General features: G+C 46.3%; 16 protein-coding genes. All 16 read right to left on the reverse strand.

Going from position 1 to position 19,165, the window contains the following annotated elements:
- Positions 1 to 32 precede the first annotated feature (32 nt).
- On the reverse strand, positions 33 to 1,439 hold the full coding sequence (gndA, locus tag ACOTWU_RS09465) for an NADP-dependent phosphogluconate dehydrogenase (RefSeq protein ID WP_023303973.1): 1,407 nt from the start codon (positions 1,437 to 1,439) through the stop codon (positions 33 to 35).
- Between the two features lie 135 nt (positions 1,440 to 1,574).
- Positions 1,575 to 2,321: a glycosyltransferase family 2 protein gene (locus tag ACOTWU_RS09470; RefSeq protein WP_126499100.1), complete on the reverse strand. Its 747-nt coding sequence runs from the start codon at positions 2,319 to 2,321 to the stop codon at positions 1,575 to 1,577.
- A gap of 13 nt (positions 2,322 to 2,334) precedes the next feature.
- The gene (gene galE, locus ACOTWU_RS09475; RefSeq protein ID WP_074169506.1) at positions 2,335 to 3,348 is read right to left on the reverse strand and encodes a UDP-glucose 4-epimerase GalE; all 1,014 of its coding nucleotides are present in this window, start codon (positions 3,346 to 3,348) and stop codon (positions 2,335 to 2,337) included.
- Between the two features lies 1 nt (position 3,349).
- Entirely contained in the window at positions 3,350 to 4,036 is a 687-nt protein-coding gene (locus ACOTWU_RS09480; protein ID WP_060580472.1) for a glycosyltransferase family 32 protein, read from the reverse strand.
- The gene (locus tag ACOTWU_RS09485; RefSeq protein ID WP_063859128.1) at positions 4,033 to 4,899 is read right to left on the reverse strand and encodes a glycosyltransferase family 2 protein; all 867 of its coding nucleotides are present in this window, start codon (positions 4,897 to 4,899) and stop codon (positions 4,033 to 4,035) included. Before ACOTWU_RS09485 ends, ACOTWU_RS09480 begins: the two co-directional genes overlap by 4 nt.
- Complete coding sequence (locus ACOTWU_RS09490) at positions 4,884 to 6,191, reverse strand: polysaccharide biosynthesis C-terminal domain-containing protein (protein WP_060580118.1); 1,308 nt, start codon at positions 6,189 to 6,191, stop codon at positions 4,884 to 4,886. Before ACOTWU_RS09490 ends, ACOTWU_RS09485 begins: the two co-directional genes overlap by 16 nt.
- Before the next feature lie 2 nt (positions 6,192 to 6,193).
- Positions 6,194 to 7,423: an EpsG family protein gene (locus tag ACOTWU_RS09495; protein ID WP_126499098.1), complete on the reverse strand. Its 1,230-nt coding sequence runs from the start codon at positions 7,421 to 7,423 to the stop codon at positions 6,194 to 6,196.
- Positions 7,420 to 8,232: a hypothetical protein gene (locus tag ACOTWU_RS09500; protein WP_063859126.1), complete on the reverse strand. Its 813-nt coding sequence runs from the start codon at positions 8,230 to 8,232 to the stop codon at positions 7,420 to 7,422. Before ACOTWU_RS09500 ends, ACOTWU_RS09495 begins: the two co-directional genes overlap by 4 nt.
- 319 nt (positions 8,233 to 8,551) lie before the next feature.
- The gene (galF, locus tag ACOTWU_RS09505) at positions 8,552 to 9,454 is read right to left on the reverse strand and encodes a GalU regulator GalF (RefSeq protein WP_062938700.1); all 903 of its coding nucleotides are present in this window, start codon (positions 9,452 to 9,454) and stop codon (positions 8,552 to 8,554) included.
- 215 nt (positions 9,455 to 9,669) lie between these two features.
- Positions 9,670 to 10,665: an NAD-dependent epimerase/dehydratase family protein gene (locus ACOTWU_RS09510; protein WP_062938699.1), complete on the reverse strand. Its 996-nt coding sequence runs from the start codon at positions 10,663 to 10,665 to the stop codon at positions 9,670 to 9,672.
- A gap of 189 nt (positions 10,666 to 10,854) precedes the next feature.
- On the reverse strand, positions 10,855 to 12,246 hold the full coding sequence (gene wcaM, locus ACOTWU_RS09515) for a colanic acid biosynthesis protein WcaM (protein ID WP_017693090.1): 1,392 nt from the start codon (positions 12,244 to 12,246) through the stop codon (positions 10,855 to 10,857).
- A gap of 12 nt (positions 12,247 to 12,258) precedes the next feature.
- A complete protein-coding gene (gene wcaL / locus ACOTWU_RS09520) occupies positions 12,259 to 13,479 on the reverse strand; it encodes a colanic acid biosynthesis glycosyltransferase WcaL (RefSeq protein ID WP_126499097.1) in 1,221 nt (406 codons plus the stop codon).
- On the reverse strand, positions 13,476 to 14,756 hold the full coding sequence (gene wcaK, locus ACOTWU_RS09525) for a colanic acid biosynthesis pyruvyl transferase WcaK (RefSeq protein WP_126499096.1): 1,281 nt from the start codon (positions 14,754 to 14,756) through the stop codon (positions 13,476 to 13,478). The genes wcaL and wcaK overlap by 4 nt, the downstream gene beginning before the upstream one ends.
- A 15-nt stretch (positions 14,757 to 14,771) precedes the next feature.
- On the reverse strand, positions 14,772 to 16,250 hold the full coding sequence (wzxC, locus tag ACOTWU_RS09530; protein WP_003863527.1) for a colanic acid undecaprenyl disphosphate flippase WzxC: 1,479 nt from the start codon (positions 16,248 to 16,250) through the stop codon (positions 14,772 to 14,774).
- A gap of 1 nt (position 16,251) precedes the next feature.
- Complete coding sequence (gene wcaJ, locus ACOTWU_RS09535; RefSeq protein ID WP_006811236.1) at positions 16,252 to 17,646, reverse strand: undecaprenyl-phosphate glucose phosphotransferase; 1,395 nt, start codon at positions 17,644 to 17,646, stop codon at positions 16,252 to 16,254.
- Positions 17,647 to 17,734: 88 nt separating this feature from the next.
- The gene (gene cpsG, locus ACOTWU_RS09540; RefSeq protein ID WP_045338360.1) at positions 17,735 to 19,105 is read right to left on the reverse strand and encodes a colanic acid biosynthesis phosphomannomutase CpsG; all 1,371 of its coding nucleotides are present in this window, start codon (positions 19,103 to 19,105) and stop codon (positions 17,735 to 17,737) included.
- Positions 19,106 to 19,165: the final 60 nt, after the last annotated feature.

A 19,165-nucleotide genomic window follows, 5' to 3' on the forward strand; every position in this document is an offset into this window, starting at 1 on the left:
CTACCGGGCTTGATGGCATGGCTAACCGTATATTAATCCAGCCATTCGGTGTGGAACACGCCTTCTTTATCCGTACGCTTATAGGTATGCGCACCGAAGTAGTCACGCTGTGCCTGAATCAGGTTCGCGGGCAGAACGGCAGCACGATAGCTGTCGTAATATGCCACCGCAGCGGAGAAGGTCGGAACCGGGATACCATTCTGCACGGCGTACGCAACAACATCACGCAGCGCCTGCTGATATTCGTCAGCAATTTGTTTGAAGTAAGGCGCCAGCAGAAGGTTTGCGATACCCGCGTTTTCAGCATAGGCATCGGTGATTTTTTGCAGGAACTGAGCGCGAATGATACAGCCGGCACGGAAGATCTTCGCAATCTCACCGTAGTTCAGATCCCAGTTATTCTCGTCAGATGCCGCGCGCAGCTGAGAGAAGCCCTGCGCGTAAGAGACGATTTTACCCAGATACAGCGCGCGACGGACTTTCTCAACGAACTCCGCTTTATCACCAGCGGGTTTAGCCTGCGGACCAGACAGCACTTTAGATGCTGCAACGCGCTGTTCTTTCAGAGAAGAGATATAACGTGCAAATACGGATTCGGTGATTAAGGACAATGGCTCACCCAGATCCAGAGAGCTCTGGCTGGTCCATTTACCGGTACCTTTGTTCGCGGCTTCATCCAGAATCACATCAACCAGGTATTTACCCTCTTCATCTTTCTTGGTGAAGATATCTTTGGTGATGTCGATCAGATAGCTGTTCAGCTCGCCTTTGTTCCACTCGGTGAAGGTCTCTGCGAGCTCCTCGTTGGAGAGGTTCAGGCCGCCTTTCAGCAGAGAGTAGGCTTCAGCAATCAGCTGCATGTCGCCATATTCAATGCCGTTGTGAACCATTTTCACGTAATGACCAGCGCCATCAGGACCGATATAGGTCACGCACGGCTCGCCGTCTTCAGCAACGGCTGCGATTTTAGTCAGGATTGGCGCAACCAGTTCGTACGCTTCTTTCTGACCGCCAGGCATGATTGATGGGCCTTTCAGAGCGCCCTCTTCACCGCCGGATACGCCGGTACCAATGAAATTGAAGCCTTCAGCAGACAGTTCACGGTTACGACGAATGGTGTCCTGGAAGAAGGTGTTGCCGCCATCGATAATGATGTCGCCTTTATCCAGATACGGTTTCAGTGAATCGATAGCTGCATCGGTACCTGCGCCCGCTTTCACCATTAACAGGATACGACGAGGTGTTTCCAGAGACTCAACGAACTCTTTAACCGTATAGAAAGGAACCAGTTTTTTGCCTGGATTCTCAGCGATGACTTCTTCGGTCTTATCACGGGAGCGGTTGAAAACGGAGACGGTATAACCACGGCTTTCGATGTTGAGCGCCAGGTTGCGCCCCATCACTGCCATACCGACAACGCCGATCTGTTGCTTGGACATTACATACTCCTGTCAGGTGTGGTCGCCGCGAGTGTTGCGGCTTACAAAGTATTAACAATGGTAACTCAGCTACGAAAACGTTGGTAGTAAAAAAAGAATTACTATTAAAGAATAATTACCAATATTTATTAATAGTCACGCATGTTTAATTAAAGCTCTATGGATATAGTTAAAAAAATAATATAAAGCCAAGGGAAAACTCAATTTTAAATGATCACGGTAAAATGACCATTGGGATTTAAGAACTTTGACTTTGTTAGACGAAAGACTTGAGTGACCCTCTCGATAAAAAGCTAAATTTTCATTCAAGCAATAAGCAAAATCAATTTTTTTGAGTATATTTAGCCAAAGCGCCATATCCTGTCTTTTTCGGATCAATGGCATATAAACCTTCCCCAACATTTTCACATCATACATAGCTGTAAGACAGCCAATTACATTTGATTTTAATAGCTCATTATAATCAACTTGTGCTGGCGGTTTAATTTTCTTTTTAACTTGTCCGTCTACATTAATTTTGCTATATGCAGTATAAGTCAAACCATAATGGCCAGTTAACATAAAATCAACTTGCTTCATTAATTTATCTTCATGCCACATATCATCACTGTCTAAAAATGCAATATAACGCCCATTTGCTTTTTCAATAGAATTGTTTCTAGCCGCCCCAGCGCCACAATTATTATCAAAAGAGAACACCTTTATTCTTTCATCTTTTTTAGAAAAACTTAAAATTATTTCTAAAGTATCATCTGATGAACAGTCATCAGTAATAAGCAACTCCCAGTTTTCATATTTTTGAGCTAAGACAGATTGAATGCTTAATATGATAGTCTTAGAGGAGTTATAGCTAGGCATTATAATGGATACTAACTCTTTCATTATTATTTAAACCTTATTTATAACCATTAGGATTATTAACCTGCCAACGCCAGGAATCTTCGAGCATATCTTCTAAAGAATACTTAGCAGACCAACCTAATTCTTTCAAAGCCAAGCGTGAATCAGACCAACACTCTGCAACATCACCCTTTCTTCTAGGGGCAAATATTTTTTTAACTCGTTTATTAGTTACCCTTTCGAATGTTTCTACCAGCTCAAGAACAGAATACCCTTTTCCAGTACCTAAGTTGTAAGCAGTATAAGTATCCATTTTAGGAAGCGTATTAACGGCCGCGAGATGACCTTCAGCTAAATCCATAACATGGATAAAATCTCGAATTCCTGTTCCATCATGTGTGGGATAATCAGTACCGAATATATGCAACGCATCTAACTTTCCAATTGCCACATTTGTAAGATAAGGGACAAGATTATTTGGTATTGCATTGGGGTCTTCTCCAATCAAACCTGAGGAATGTGCTCCGACAGGATTAAAGTAACGTAGAGAAATAACTTCTAGTCCATATTTACTTCTACAGAGATCGCTCAATATCATCTCGGCCATAAGTTTCGAAGTGCCATATGGATTTGTAGTATTACCAATAGCACAACTTTCGCTAAGTGGAATAACTTTTGGCTCACCATACACAGTTGCTGAAGAACTAAATATCAATTTTTTTGCGCTTGTATTCTTCATAGCGCGTACCAGACTTAATGTACCTTCAACATTATTAGAATAATATAACAATGGATCACGAATAGATTCGGAAACAGATTTAAGCCCGGCAAAATGGATAACTACCTCTGCTTCACTATTAATTATAATTTTTCTAACTGCATCGGTATCACGTATGTCGATGTTGTGAAATGAGATTTTACTGTCCGTGATCTTTTCAACACGACGTAACGCTTCAAAACTAGAATTGGAAAGATTATCGATAATAGTTACATTGTGTTTTTGTTCGACAAGTCTTATAACAGTATGTGATCCTATATATCCAGCACCCCCTGTAACTAAAACATTCACTTTATTTTCTCCTCATAAACGTTAATAATTTTCTTTTTAAACGTTGTGGGAAAGAGAGGCTCCATGACTTTCCCCAGTGATGTATAGCAAAACAATCTTCAGTAACATAACGATATAATAATTGTTCCCTACCAGAACTACCGTAGGGATTGTATGGATAAAAGAATTTTTCAGAATATATGGTTATATCTTGTATAGTAGTGAGGTCATCTAAACCATTCCTTGATATTTCCTTTTCATCGAGGATTCCCTTTAAAAGTTCAGGGATGGTAAATAATCCATTTGCATGTTTAACTGCTCGCATAAGTTCACCGAAAAGCCAGAATTGAGGCTTACATCCTAGTATACCGCAACTTGGTTTATGAGTGTCTTCTTCTCCAAGAAAAGCAACGTGGGAACATAATTTATCAATGTTTCGTACTAGTTCCATATCAGTATCAAGATAAATACCACCAAATTCGTATAAAACTTGACATCTTATATAATCAGCCGCAAAAGCATACTTTCTTGACTTTAACATTTCTTCAACAAAAGAATCGATACCAAAGTATGCTCTATAGGAATCTTCATTCCATAATTTAATTTCAAAATCACTAGCGTAATCATGCCATGATTCTATACAGTCGGAATAGGTTTTCGGTAGTACATTACCACCTAGCCAAATATAATGTATAACTTTTGGTATCACTTTATAATTCCTTTTACTTTGCTTTTGATGTAGGTATACGTAAGACAGAGCATAAATATAAAAAACACTCTACTATTAACTTTCTTAAATAAAATTTTGATATTTAAACTGTCACAAATTGGTAAAAAATGGAATGCACTTTGTTTATAAATATTTAAACCAATCTCATTTAAATTTAAATTGCTTAATACAAATGAAAGAGTCCCAACTGGGTTTTTTTTAAGAAGATTTTTATAATTACTAGTTAGCCCTCCTTCAAGATATTCGGCATAATAGATCACCTCATTCCAGCACTGAAAGTAACCCTTTTCAAGAATCCTGTTCCACAAATACGCTTCAGTTAAGAAGTTCTCACCAACACATGTTGGAAACTTATTTTCTATAAAGGAGTCTCGTCTGAAAATGATTGCTTTGTCCCCTTTCACACCAGCAAACTGATTGCTATTCACTTTATTTAAAGAATTAATATCACCTATAACTGCCTTAGTTGATTCATATGCTTTAAGAAAGACAAGTCCCTTACAGGTAAGTTCTTTGATATTTTTTATTTTTTCATTTACAACTGCAATGGCATTAGTCGGCAGAGTGTCATCACTATCGACAATAAATACCCACTCATACTCCGCAAGTGGTATACCTTCATTTAACGCGGTATGTTTACCACCATTGCTTTTATATGTGTAATTAATTTTAAAAGATGCTTGTCTTTTAAAATCTGATACTATTTCTTTCAAATTATCTGTAGAACCGTCATCTACAATAATCCACTCAAAGGCTTGTGACGTTTGATCTTTTAGTGAGAAAAATAATTTATCAATTAAATTCGCTCTATTATACACAGGAGTTATTACTGAAACTGACATTTTACCCTTCCATAATCTTTAATTAAAAGCCAGGGCAAGAAAACATATTTAAAACTTTCAGCCTGAACATAAAATATCCCTCTGGTCTTTTTTGTACATGCAAAAAACAAAAGATTAGCGACGAAATAGGAGAACAAAGAGACGGTTGCTGCTCCTATAGCACCGTATTTTGGAATAACAATTAAATTCAGGGTGATATTAAGCAATGCCGCTAACAAAGTTTTTTGCACCTCAAAATTTATATATTCCTTACTAAATAACCATTTTGAAGAAAATGATCCCAGAAAGATAAAAATTCCGCTCCACATATGGATGCTGAAAATTTGCGCTGATAATTCCATGCCATTACCATACAGTAATTTCATAATGAATCCCGAGAGAACAGTAGAAATTAATGCTGCATATATTGACATTGCGCATACTATGCCGCTAATCCATTTAATGAAAATAAATGAAGCTGTTTGGCTAATTTTTTCAAGTTCAACTATCTTAGGAAAGAAAGCATTTGCTATCAGCCCTCCTAACATAAACCAGATGGCTGATAAACGTAATGCTGCACTGAATGCACCGGTTTCCTCTGCACCTGAAAAATATTCAAGTAATATTACATCACACTGAGTAAATAATGAAACACTAACGGTTGATATAATTAATTTCAATCCTACCCGAAAGTAATTTTTAGAGATGCTGATGTCGACCAACCATTTTGTTGCTGCGGGGAAATAATTAATATAAATATATATACTTATCAAAGCCTGAACAAAATAGAAAAAGACATAAGAGTAAAAAATATAAAATTCATTATAAATACAGAACCATAGGAATCCATATGAAATAGCGACACTCGTTAAGATAGTTATAGCACGATACTTTGATTCAACTAAAGCAGAATAATGAAAGAAAATAAACTTTGCAAACAAGCTTAAAAAATTTGCTGTAATTAATATTAGTGCATAATTCAAGGATGAAGGGATTGTCTTATAGAAAGTCAGAGTAATAAATAAGAAAATTAATGTGTAAACCAACAATCCTAAAAATTGCAAGAAGATAGCGGACCCAATTTCCCTACCTGCATGCGAAGGCTTATCAATAATTTTTTTTACTACTACTATATCGATACCAAATAGGAATACTGATAACAACAATTGAGATATGTTATTTAATGTGGCCCACCCCCCCAAGACTTCAAGCCCATATAACCGTTTGATAGAAGCAAATAACGATAGTTGAAAAACCATCATGAATACTCTATCACTTAATAACCAGAAAAGATTACTAAGATACCTTGACATGATTAATTCCCTTCATTTATATACTGAACCCCTTTATCGAAGGTTTCAGCAAAGTAATTTATTATATTATATAGATTCGCAGTCAATGGTTTTCCTTCAAAGAAAGTAAACATATTATTTCCCATCGACACGTTATACATCAAATAAAGGAAGGGCAATAAGTTAATAACAAAAATAGCCCCAAAGAAAATATATTCTCGGGTGTTAAGGTTTATAGAGCGACGCTTGAAGTTAGCCAATAAAAAATAGGGATAAAAACCAAAAATAATCATCCCTAATCTATTTGAAAGAGCAGGTAGCGATAACAATATTAAAAAAAGAAAACATTCTTTAAAGAATAATAACTTTTCAAAGTTGGTATAAACACTACCCTTCCTTGTTGCGACTAATATGATAACAATGTTTGCCAGCGTCATTATTATATAATTTAATGGCAGAGTACTAAATTTATCATTTTCAGAGACGGAAAGAAATTTAGTCACGACGATGTCATAAAGCGGGGTAACATACAGAAGCCCAAAAAAGATGAGAGCAGCTGCTGAGAAAGCAAGTAAGATTACAACGAAAGAAATTTTTTTATCTTTCAATAAAAGCGCCAGTAAATATATCACAATGTTTATCACTGCCGAAACATGAAATGTAACCGCAATGATAAATAATAGCCATTTTTTAAATCTACTTTTATTTATAGCATTTAAAAAGACAAGTATTGATAGAACCTGTCTTAAAAAATAAGATGAAACCTCAACAAAACCTAGATTAAAAAAGAACAAGCCAAGAATTAGTAATTGATATCTAGAGTCAATATCTTTTATTAGGTTACTTAAACAAATGATAATAAGTGTATAAGTAGCAACAAGGAAGAATTGTTCATTACCATTACTTATACTACCGATAAATTTCATAAAGAGCAAAAACATAAACTCAAGTCCGTTTCCGAATCTCGAGTATCCGAAAACTTCCAGCATATTTGCATTTAAATCTTTATAAACATTTAAATACTCCGCTAAGTCACCGAAAGGTTTTAATGAAGCGAAGAAAGCCACAATAAAGATCATTAATGCAAAATAATAGAACCTCCTGGTCACACCCGTTAATAAAGGTGAGATAAGACTTATAACTACAAGAAACATCAATGGGTAACAGAAAAGAGCAAATATAGATAAAGGCAGGCAAAATATTACTAACTTACGAATTATATCTGGATTGAGATTTTCATTATGAATATTCATACTGAAAAATATCCTTTAAGTAAAATAAGCAAAGCAGAAAAAGGTTTTATCTTATTTTCTATTAATACTTTTGAAAAGAGAAACTTCCGCATCCAGAAAGCAAATAAATAGATTAATCCAAGCGTATAACCACCACACCTGATAAATATAGCCCCTCTATCAGCCAGTGATTCTGAGCTTGTGAATATTTTATTGCCAGAACTTTCTATAGGATGAACTGTTACGGTTATAGGGACAAAGAAGATTCTTTCTTTCGATTTTAACAGATCATTAATAAAAATAGGTTCTTCACCCGCCTGATAAGTTGCCCCCAACCCAAATCGCTCATCAAAACGTGCTCCGTTCCTTATGATATTTTTTATATTCAAGCACATTTCTATCGAGGAAATTTTAAAGCTATCAAGACGATTTATTTTTTTTAACGAGTGCGGATATTTTTTCCTTAGTATCCCATCTTCAGTGCAGCTTTGGAATTGATAATGTGAGTTATCGTTTTGCTTATTTAAGAAATTTTCAAGCTGTAATAACCCTTCATTTAAATAGAAAACATCATCATCACTTATCAAAAGGTAATCAATGTTTAATATTATTGCTTCCTCAAGAAGGACATTTCTACTTTTGCTCAATCCTTTGATAAAGGACTTTTTTATTATTGCATTTGGATAGGTGATTATATTTTCTGGATAATTTTTCTCGTCGGATATCTGATGTGAAATTATAACAATAATATTTTCAGGTAATGATCTTATCTTTTCTTGTACTTGATAAATACCATCATTTAACGTTGAAATTCCTATTGCAATTTTCATAAAAGTGTTCTTTATAATTAAAAATAAGCGACGCTACCGCCCCTAGCTTAACAGCAGCCAGTGCGCTGGTAAAAAATGTATGCTGCCAAAAATGTCTGATTATTGCCCGAACGATTTCAGTACACTTTTTGAACAGTTCTTATTGATTATCGTATATGATATCAGATAGAAACATAAAGGGTACAAACAGTACAATCAGTACAGGCTAACGCAATGTTATTGTTAGTAAGTATTCTTAAAAGCGGCGCTTTCATACTATCGATATTATGTTTTAACATAACTATAGTTAAGCTGCCGCTTGCATTAGCATTGAAAGGTATCAGTTTTGAGAAGCAGAGAGCAACTTCTCAATCCGGCTTCTGAACTTCGCCCCTTCCTTCAGGTTACGCAGGCCATAGTTCACAAACGCCTGCATATACCCCATTTTCTTACCGCAGTCATAGCTGTCGCCGGTCATCAGCATGGCATCAACCGACTGCTTCTTCGCCAGCTCAGCAATCGCATCGGTCAGCTGGATACGATCCCAGGCGCCCGGCTCAGTTTTTTCCAGCTCAGCCCAGATATCCGCATTCAGCACATAACGGCCGACTGCCATCAGGTCAGAGTCCAGGGTCTGCGGCTGATCGGGTTTTTCGATAAACTCAACAATCCGGCTAACCTGCCCTTCCGACTCCAGTGGCTCTTTAGTCTGAATAACAGAATACTCAGAGAGATCGCCCTTCATACGTTTCGCCAGCACCTGGCTGCGGCCCGTCTCGTTGAAGCGTGCGACCATTGCCGCCAGGTTATAACGCAGCGGATCGGCGGAAGCGTTATCAATAATGATATCCGGCAGAACCACGATGAACGGGTTATCCCCCACCACCGGGCGCGCGCACAGGATGGAGTGGCCCAGACCCAACGGCTGCGCCTGACGCACGTTCATGATGGTCACGCCAGGAGGACAGATAGACTGAACTTCTGCCAGAAGCTGACGCTTAACGCGCTGCTCAAGCAGAGCCTCGAGTTCATAAGAGGTGTCGAAGTGGTTCTCGACGGCGTTCTTAGAAGAGTGCGTCACCAGAACGATCTCTTTAATCCCAGCAGCAACAATCTCGTCGACAATGTATTGAATCATCGGCTTGTCAACGATCGGCAGCATCTCTTTAGGAATGGCCTTTGTGGCGGGCAACATGTGCATGCCCAGACCTGCTACCGGTATAACTGCTTTCAAATTGGTCATTTTATCTTCCACCTTAAAATGGTTGACGAAGTATAGACCTAATCAGGAAAATTGCCCGATTAAGAAGTCTACTACGCCTTATGCAAATCACGTTTCGCGTTAAAACTCACATTACCAAACATGAGTATGCATTAAGTGTGACCCAGAATTATCGGAAACCCTGTCGCGAAAATCGCACAGCCCTCTGTTTCCGACAAATCGCAACCTTTGAGGCATTATTCAGATACAAACGTGATGTCATCTTTCTTCTCATGAACGAACTCATACTTCAGCGTACGGTCCAGACCTTGAGATAAGGTATAAGGCGCTTTAAATCCAGAGCTGTGTACCTTGGTCGCGTCAAACTGTGTAGTTGCACAGAATTTCTTTACGCGCACAGAACTAATTGCATATTTCTTCCCGGTAACTTTGCTAAGAATATCAAAGCAATACCCACCTAACATTCCAAGCGGGTAAGGGAGGTGAACTGAAGGGATTTTTTTATTGAGACTCTTCTCAACTTCTGAAACTAGTTGATTCATGTTCAGGTCTGGTTTGTCTACATAGTTGTAGACATCATAACCCGGCTTAACATTGGTCAGCTTAAATTTGATAAATTCAACAATGTTACCGACATAAGCCATTGACTTATAGTTGGTTCCAGCGCCTACCATGGCGAATTTACCACCTGCAATTTGCTTAAGCAGGTTATACACGTTTCCACGGTTACGCTCACCAAAGATGACCGTAGGCCGGACAATTGTCAGGGATCTTTCATCTGGAGCTTTATTAAACCACTCGCGCAGAACTTCTTCCGCTTGCCATTTGCTTTTGCCGTAATGGTTGAAAGGATCGTGCGGATGGGATTCGTCAGGGTTGACTTTGTTAAGGCCATACACAGCCACAGAACTGGTAAAAATAATGTTCTGAACGTTATTTTTTTCCATAGCAGACAATACGTTACGAGTACCCTGTACGTTTACATCATAGTATAGTGATGTTGGGCTAACGTCATCACGGTGCTCAGCGGCGAGCAGCACGACCGTTTCAAAACCAGCAAGCGCCTGATCGAGTTGATCCTGATTACGAACATCACCGGAGACAGTAATATCCGGATAAAAATGACTCTGCTGTTTGTCGAAGTTAGTAACATCAAAATCAGTCTTGGAAATCTCGATTAAACGAGTGCCGACAAAACCAGACGCGCCAATAAACAAAACCTTATCGTTCATAATCCACTCAATGCGTTATGTGTGTTTGGCGAACCTCTGGCAATCGCTTCTTTCCCTGAGGTAGCGCTGTTGATTAAACAAAACTTGCAAAGTAATTTCAGGGATTATAAACCTTAAAACCGCTGAATTCAGTAACAAATTTTTAGGGGTTACATCAGATTGAATGGCATACGCCTAAGGCCTCCACCGTCACCTGTGCGGCAGCGCAAAATTCAACCGTTCCGTATTCACCACGTGTTGATCGACCCGATCAATATCCACCGAACTCTGCCCCTTTTCATTAACCGCTTTTATGTTCGCGAGCGACAACAGCGTCTCGTTTTTGGCCATAAACTTCCCACGCACGTCTTTGCGCAAGTCGAAGTTCATCTTAAGCGCTGGTCCCGTCGCTGACTCCTGCATCACGTTGATATTACGCAAGAAAAGATGCTGTGGCTTGTTGTGCAGCTCAAGCGTTGCTCGCTGCATGTTGACGTTGGTGATGGCAACAAACGAGGTGGCATTGCCGGAAGAAATCTGTATCCCGCGCAGCTTATAGGCAAGCTGTCGGTTATCCAGGCGAATATCGTTAAGTTTGAAGTTTTGCGGTATCGACAGATAATCGCCCTTGATCACGCCATACCCGATTAACATTCCGGCGCTGTTCACCATATCGATATTATCAATAACGAAATTATCACAGCCATAAATAGCTACCGTCGCGTTATCAATTCCGGCCTTTTTACTGAAGTCGGGAGTAATATTGCTGGCCTTGATATTACGGATCACAAAGTGTTTACCGTTTTCAACATGGACCAACTGCCGACAGTTGCTGCCGGTGATATTTGCCACCACGAAGTTTTTAACGGTCTGCTGTTCCGGATAGTCATTGTCGTACGTGCTGCCAGCCAGCCCAATGCCTATCCCCCAGTTGATCTTGCCGTTTGTGCAGTTGATGTTATCGATCACGTGGTCAGAGATCAGGATATTGCGGTCGTTAATCGCCACGTTCCACTCAATCGCGTCACCCTGCAAATGGCTGAATTTACTGTTGGTTATGCGCGCACCGTCCACCTGATTATGAAAACCCTGGCGCAGAATGGCGTAGTTGGCCTGGCTCACGGCAATGCGATCGATAAGCAGGTTACGCATCACTCTCGGCTTTTTACCGCCGATGTAGATCTGGGTGACGGGGCCGAAGCCGCTCATCGCCAGCCCTTTAATGACACAGTCGGAGCCACGCACGTCCAGCGTAATGTTATGCGTGCGCCCCTCTCCTTCCCCAATGACCTTACAGCCTTCCTGGAGCACAAACCGCCCGCGGCCGTTGCCCTTCAGCGCACCGCGGATCAGCAGGGTTTTGCCATCAGGAATGAAAATGCCGGTATTGATGTTTTCACAGGTTAACCCGGCGGGAACAACAACGGTATCGCCCTCGGTAAATGCCTGCTTAAAGGCGGCGATCCAGTCGTTATTGTTGTAGCGATCGACAGAAACCGTCTTCCCGGTTGCCGCCCGCGCAGCGCGGGACGACAACAGCGGCATGGCAGCCAGGACGGATAAAGAAGAGACAAATCGGCGTCGGGTAATCTTTTTCAGCATACAACCTCAGCGTTACAGCGTTTGCAGCAGGCTCGCTAACTGGCGATTAATCACCTGCTGATTGAATTCTGCTTCAACTTTTTGCCGCGCATTTTGCAGCACAGGGATCAGCGTCTGCTGATCGATATAACTGAACGCAGCCAGACGATCCGCCAGCGCCAGCGCATTGTTTTCAGGGACCAGCCAGCCGGAATGCTCAGAGGTGATCAGCTCCGGGATACCGCTGTGCAGGGTCGAGACCACCGGAATGCCGACCGCCATCGCCTCCATCAGCGCCACGGGAATACCTTCCATATCGCCGTCGGCGCCGGTTACGGAAGGCAGCAGGAACACATCCGCGTCATCAAGCATGGCTTTCACTTCGTGGCTCGGCTTGAAGCCCGGCATCTCGACCACGTCTTCCAGCTGATACTGTTCAATCAGCGTGCGCAGGCGACGCTCCCACGGCCCGATACCCAGGATGCGGTAGTGGAAGTCCACGCCGCGCGCCTTCAGCTGGCGACAGGCTTCGATGGCTACGTGCAGCCCTTTCTTTTCGGTCAGGCGGGCAACAGAGATAATTTGCAGCGGCTTGCCCGGCACCTTAACCGGTCGCTGAGTGAAACGTTCCATATCCACGCCCATGCGTGAAACGGTGATTTTCTCGCTCGGGCACCCCATGGTTTTCAGGCGTCCGGCCCACAGGTTGCTTATCGGCAGCATCATGTCGCCGCGGCGAAACAGCTGCTGATATTCCGGCGTGTAGTGGTTCAGTACTTCCCGGCTGGAGATGTCGATACCGTGGAAAATGGTTGCGATTTTGCCGTCAATCACCCCCAGCTCACGCAGTTTTGCCGCAGTTACACCCGCCGGGCCAAAGTGGGCGATAAAGACATCGGCCCGGTACGGCTGGGCCGTTTGCCCGCAAATGGCGGAAAGGATCAGGTTGCGGGCCTCCGCCCCATAGCGCGACATATTCAGCGCCCGCCACGTCGAGGCGCGATGCAGGCCGCGCAGCGTCTGGCTGGCGCGATGGCGCAGTTTGTTCATTCGTCCGGTGGGTTCGTCCTGCAACCAGCGGGTTTTCGCCTCCAGCCCATACCGGGTATACGCCGCATGGGTGTTTTGCGTATCGCCCTTTTGCAGGGCGATAATCTCCACGTCATATCCCATATCGATAAACGCGGTGATTTGGTTCAGCACAAAGGTTTCAGACGACAGCGGGAATTTCAGTAAGAAGAAACCAACCTTCATTTCCCCTCCCGGACGCGGTCGAGTACGGATTTCACCATGCCAATACCTTTTTCGCGTTCGGCTTTTACCGCTATCGCCAGACGTTCGTTGATCGCAGGCAGCTGGCCGAGCGTGTCGCCCACCATCGCACCCAGCGACCCGTCCAGCAGATGACGAATATCGACGGCCATTTCCGGCATGCCGAGCTGCTGCATAATGCCCGCAGACTTGTGCTCGTAGTTAATGGCGATGGCTGGCGTGCCGAAGTTCATCGAGATAATGGCCGAGTGCAGACGCGTGCCCACGGTCAGGTCGCAGGCGGAGAGCAGCTTGCCCATCTCCAGATCGTTCAGCTCGTCCATCACCACGTGATAGCGGGACGGGTCGTTCACCAGGTTGCGCAGGTTGAGCGCCACCATACGGTCATCTTTGTTGTAGCTGTCGATACCGGTACAGGTGGAAAGCGCCAGCACCTGGTAACCGCTGTCCAGCACGCGGTTCACCACGTCGGCAAAGGCTTTCTCGTACGCCGCCTGGGTCGTGCCGAGGCGTTTATCGAACGGAGCAAGTTCACGCAGGGTAATGGCGACGGTTTTCTGCTTTGCCACCACGTCGAGCCAGTGCTGTACCGCGTAGCTGGCCTGGAAACTGTCATCCTGATGATCCACCAGCCAGGCGGTGTCCACACCGTGCTCCACTTTGGTGGTGTCGATTTCACTGCGTTTCATCATGTCGAGGCTGACCGATTCACGCAGGATCAGCGCGTCGCAGTGGCCGAAGACATAGTTCGCCAGCTGGTTAAACTGCGGATCCTGGAATGGCCCGACGCTGTGGCCGATCATAAACAGCGGCTTTTTCGCCATGAACGTACAAAGTGCATGCTCAAACTGTGGCACGCCGTAGAGATCGACGAAGAACGAACCGCCCACCTGGATAATGGCGTCATAGCCGGATAGCAGACGAACAAAATCGGTAAAACCCTGCGCGATGGCGATGTTGCGCAGCTTGCCGGTGTCGGTCACGCGAGAAAGCAGCACCTGATGCTGGTAGCGGCGACGCAGCACTTTCTTCACGCGCCCCATCACGCCCGCGGCGTTGTTGTGCTGTTTCATCTGGCTGTAGAGCGGGTCGCCCATCACCGGGCGGTTCAGTAACCAGGATGAGCTGACCGGATAACGGCTCATCACATCCACTTCTGTCTCAGGCTTAAGGGTGTTAATTGCATCCAGTAAACCGCGCAGGATGGCGCTGTCGCCACGGTTGCCGCAGGTATGGTTGCCAAGAATAAGTAATTTCATAATGGCCTCGTAAAATTAGCCTGCGCGAAGCAGCGTTTTCATTTTTTCGTTACGGCAAAACTGGCGCTTCATCTCGACCACCAGCGCATTGCGTGACAGCACAATCATCACGCCGAACGCCAGCGCGCCTGCCGCGACCTGCACCGCAAGCAACGCCGCCAGCGGCAGATGCCCGTTGAGCACCACGCCCAGGCCGTAGCTCACCGCAAGCGTCGGTAAGGAGAGATAGAACGGCAGCCACAGGCTGAGGATGTACTGACGGTAGCTGGAGCCCAGCACCGGTTTGATCATCACGAAGTAGCTCAGCACGGTATTGACGATTTGCACCAGCAGGAAGCCGAGCGTCACGCCAATGGCGCCCGCCATGTGGCCGCCCACAATAATTGCCGGAATAAACAGGAAGGTTTTAAACACGTTGAACTTGAAGCTGATATCCACGCGCGCCTTCGCCATTAGCAGAGAACCAATCGGGTTCCCCACCGAGCGCAGCAGCCCCACGACGCACAGCAGTTGCAGGATCGGGATGATGCTGTTCCACTTCTCGCCAAACACCAGCGGTACGAAATTGCTGGCAACCACCATCAGCCCCAGCAGCACCGGGAAGTTGATGATCCCCACGACGGAGAGCAGCTTGTAAAAGTTCACGCGCAGCTTTTCGGTATCGTCCTGAATTTTGGCGAACGCCGGGAACAGCACGCGGGTAATGATAGGGTTGAGCTTCATCGGCGGGACAACCGCGACGTTATACGCCAGGTTGTAGCCACCCGCGACGCTCGCGCCCAGAATGCGCGCCAGCACCAGCGTGGAGAGGTTAGTATTCACGTAGTTGATAATGCTGTCTGCCGTCAGCCACGCGCCGAAGCGCAGGTTGGATGAAACAGACGCCAGTGAAAAATGCAGCCCCGGGCGATAAATCTTACGGCCAAAGAAGCCAAACAGCAGCGTGCGCACGGCAGAGTTAACCAGGTAGCCGAGGATGGCGGTCATCGCCAGCGGCCAGAAATGGGCGCTGACCACGGTGAAGGTAAAGCCCGCCAGCACGGCGCTGGTTTCAATCATGCCGATTTTGTTGAACTCCAGCTCCTTCTGCATCAGCGCGCGGAACTGCTGCCCGTGCGGGATCACCACGAAAGCGAACGACAGGGTGCGCATCAGCGGCGCCAGGTCCGGGTTATGCAGCACACCGGCAATCACATCGCTCAGCAGGAACACCAGCACAAAAACGAAGATACCCAGCCCGACGTTCAGCCAGTAAAGCGTGGTCAGCTCCAGATGGCTGATCTCCTTACGCTGGATAATGGAGTTGGCGATACCAAAGTCCGACAGCGTATCGGCCAGAGCGATAATCACCAGCGAGACGGTCAGCAGACCAAACTGGTGGTTATCGATAATGCGCGCCAGCACCGTCATCTGCACCAGGCCGAGGCCAATAATGACGATGGTGGCCATGGCTGACCATTTCGCGCCGCTGATGGTTTTTTCTCGTAAGCTCATCTTAGTACGCCGCTTTGTTCACGAAGCCTTTGAAAATGGTCAGAAAAACAATCTTGATATCGAACCAGAGGCTCCACTCGCGGATGTACTCCAGATCGAACTCGATACGTTTTTCCATTTTTTCCAGCGTGTCGGTCTCGCCGCGCCAGCCGTTGATCTGCGCCCAGCCGGTGATGCCTGGCTTCACCTTATGGCGCAGCATGTAGCCTTCAATCAGGGTGCGGTACTGCTCGTTATGGGCCACGGCGTGAGGACGAGGCCCGACGATGGACATCCCGCCGGTGAACACGTTGATGAACTGCGGCAGCTCATCGAGCGAGGTACGGCGCAGGAAGTTGCCCACGCGGGTGACGCGCGGATCGTTCTGCGTCGCCTGGGTCACCACCTTGTCGTTCTCCATCACCTTCATGGAGCGGAATTTCCACACCATGATCGGCTTACCGTCCATGCCGTAGCGGGTCTGACGGAAGATGATCGGCCCCGGCGAGCTGAGCTTCACCGCCAGCGCAATGCAGCACAGCACCGGGGAGATGAGCAGCAGGATCAGGGACGAAAGGACGATATCTTCCACGCGCTTCAGCACGCGGTTAATCCCCGACAGCGGCGTGTCGTACAGTGGAACAACCGGTACCCCGTTCACCTCTTCAATACGGGAGTGGAGAATATTGAAGGTGAAGACATCCGGGATGAGGATCACCGAGCAGGTGGTATCCGCCAGCTCGCGCATCAGTTTCTTGATGCGGGATTCATCTTTCATCTGCATGGCGATGTAGACGTTATGAATTTTGCCGGCTTTCGCATCGTCAATAAGCTGTTCGTAGTTACCTGCCCAGTCGGACGGCACGCCGCCGGGCTTCGCGTCGTGATAAATCCCGACCACTTCAAAACCTAACCACGGCTCTTTGCGGAAGCTGTCGAGCAACACCTGTCCCACCGGCAGGTCGCCCGCCACGGCAACGAAGCGACGGTTATACCCGCGGTTGCGCAGCCAGCCCGCGCCAAAGCGGATCAGCGAGCGGCAGACCACCATGCCAATGCTGGTTAACAGATACCAGCAGAGATAGGTCACAAGACGGTTATCAAAATCATGGCTGAACGCCACCAGCCCTGCGCTGAAAACCAGGCTTAAGGTCCAGTTCTGGAGCAGCAGCATCAGTTCGGTGGTCATTTTGACGCCGCGCCATGAACGATAGAAATCGGTCATGCCGCCGATCATCTGAAACACCACCAGCGCAATCAACGCCATCAGCAAGTGCATGTATAAGAACGACTGCCCGCTGACCCAACACACCGCCCACAGTCCGCCGACCATGATGGTGATATCAGAAAAACGCTGCACCATAGAGATTAACGATGCATTCGTTCTCGCTCGTTCGCGCTTTTTTAGATTTGTCATCGTTGTTCCTTTAGTTCTAAACCTTACCCCTCACCCTAACCCTCTCCCCTTTGGGGAGAGGGTTAGGGTGAGGGGTAAGGTTTTCTTTTTACTGATTCAACAGCGCCAGAATGTCCTTCGTTCGGGCTTCCATCAGCGCGGTATCGGCGCGGGACTCCACGTTCAGGCGCACTACCGGCTCGGTGTTGGAGGAGCGCAGGTTGAAGCGCCACTGCGGGAACGCCATGCTGATACCGTCGGTACGGTCAATCTCCAGCGCATGAATGGCAAAGTGGTGCTCTACGCGGGCAATGGCCTCAGCGGGCTGTGCCAGTTTGCTGTTGATCTCGCCGCTCGCCGGGAACGCCGCCATGCGGTCACGCACCAGTTCACCCAGGCTCTGCCCTTTCAGGCACAGCAGCTCAGTCACCAGCAGCCACGGGATCATCCCGCTGTCGCAGTAGGCAAAATCACGGAAATAGTGGTGGGCGCTCATCTCGCCGCCGTAGATGGCGTCTTCCTCACGCATACGCTCTTTGATAAACGCGTGGCCGGTTTTGGACATCACCGGCTCGCCGCCCGCGGCCTTCACCACGTCGACGGTGTTCCAGGAAAGACGCGGATCGTGAATGATTTTCGCCCCCGGGTTTTTCTCGAGGAACGCTTCCGCCAGCAGGCCAACGATGTAGTAGCCTTCGATAAACTGCCCTTTCTCGTCGAACAGGAAGCAGCGGTCGAAATCGCCGTCAAAGGCGATACCCATATCGGCGCCGTGCTCAATCACCGCGTTGCGGGTGTCGTCGCGGCACTCCGGCAGCAGCGGGTTAGGAATACCGTTCGGGAAGTTGCCGTCAGGCGTGTTGTGCACTTTGACGAAGGTCACCGGCACGTTCAGCGCCTTAAAGCGGGCTTCAAGTGCATCGACAACCGGGCCTGCCGCGCCGTTGCCGGAGTTAATCACCAGCTTCAGCGGTTTGAGGTTCGCCACGTTGATGTAGCCCAGCAGGTGGTCGATGTACTCTTTTTGCAGGTTAATCTGCTTATAGCTGCCGCGTGTGGCTTCATTCACCGGCGGGAAGTCGTTGGCCTCGGCCAGACGCTGCACGTCACGCAGGCCGGTGTCGCCGCTGATAGGACGCGCGCCCTTGCGCACCAGCTTCATGCCGTTGTAGTCCATCGGGTTATGGCTGGCCGTCACTTCGATACCGCCGTCCACGCCCAGGTGGAAGGTGGCAAAATAGATCTCTTCGGTGCCGGAAAGGCCAATGTCCAGCACATCGACGCCCGCGTCCTGTAGCCCTTTCGCCAGCGCCAGCTTCAGGGATTTGCTGGTCAGACGCACGTCGCCGCCCAGCACGATAGTTTGTGGTTTCAGGTATTCGCCGTACGCGCGGCCGATGCGCCACGCAATGTCTTCGTTCAGCTCTTCGCCCAGCTTGCCGCGAATATCGTAGGCTTTAAAACAGGTTAATTTTTCCATGATGACCCCTTTTTCAGGCAACAGTTGGCCCTGACCATGTAATGGCCAAATTAATTTTTG

Source organism: Enterobacter cloacae complex sp. GYL001, from assembly GCF_049237125.1.
In the GTDB taxonomy this organism is placed as follows: Bacteria; Pseudomonadota; Gammaproteobacteria; order Enterobacterales; family Enterobacteriaceae; genus Enterobacter; species Enterobacter hormaechei_C.

What these genes read in the sequence shown, in the direction of transcription:
- gndA (WP_023303973.1), bottom strand. Translation starts at nt 1,439, where the DNA reads ATGTCCAAGCAACAGATCGGCGTTGTCGGTATGGCAGTGATGGGGCGC.
- ACOTWU_RS09470 (WP_126499100.1), bottom strand. Translation starts at nt 2,321, where the DNA reads ATGAAAGAGTTAGTATCCATTATAATGCCTAGCTATAACTCCTCTAAG.
- ACOTWU_RS09485 (WP_063859128.1), bottom strand. Translation starts at nt 4,899, where the DNA reads ATGTCAGTTTCAGTAATAACTCCTGTGTATAATAGAGCGAATTTAATT.
- ACOTWU_RS09490 (WP_060580118.1), bottom strand. Translation starts at nt 6,191, where the DNA reads ATGTCAAGGTATCTTAGTAATCTTTTCTGGTTATTAAGTGATAGAGTA.
- ACOTWU_RS09495 (WP_126499098.1), bottom strand. Translation starts at nt 7,423, where the DNA reads ATGAATATTCATAATGAAAATCTCAATCCAGATATAATTCGTAAGTTA.
- ACOTWU_RS09500 (WP_063859126.1), bottom strand. Translation starts at nt 8,232, where the DNA reads ATGAAAATTGCAATAGGAATTTCAACGTTAAATGATGGTATTTATCAA.
- galF (WP_062938700.1), bottom strand. Translation starts at nt 9,454, where the DNA reads ATGACCAATTTGAAAGCAGTTATACCGGTAGCAGGTCTGGGCATGCAC.
- ACOTWU_RS09510 (WP_062938699.1), bottom strand. Translation starts at nt 10,665, where the DNA reads ATGAACGATAAGGTTTTGTTTATTGGCGCGTCTGGTTTTGTCGGCACT.
- wcaM (WP_017693090.1), bottom strand. Translation starts at nt 12,246, where the DNA reads ATGCTGAAAAAGATTACCCGACGCCGATTTGTCTCTTCTTTATCCGTC.
- wcaL (WP_126499097.1), bottom strand. Translation starts at nt 13,479, where the DNA reads ATGAAGGTTGGTTTCTTCTTACTGAAATTCCCGCTGTCGTCTGAAACC.
- wcaK (WP_126499096.1), bottom strand. Translation starts at nt 14,756, where the DNA reads ATGAAATTACTTATTCTTGGCAACCATACCTGCGGCAACCGTGGCGAC.
- wzxC (WP_003863527.1), bottom strand. Translation starts at nt 16,250, where the DNA reads ATGAGCTTACGAGAAAAAACCATCAGCGGCGCGAAATGGTCAGCCATG.
- wcaJ (WP_006811236.1), bottom strand. Translation starts at nt 17,646, where the DNA reads ATGACAAATCTAAAAAAGCGCGAACGAGCGAGAACGAATGCATCGTTA.
- cpsG (WP_045338360.1), bottom strand. Translation starts at nt 19,105, where the DNA reads ATGGAAAAATTAACCTGTTTTAAAGCCTACGATATTCGCGGCAAGCTG.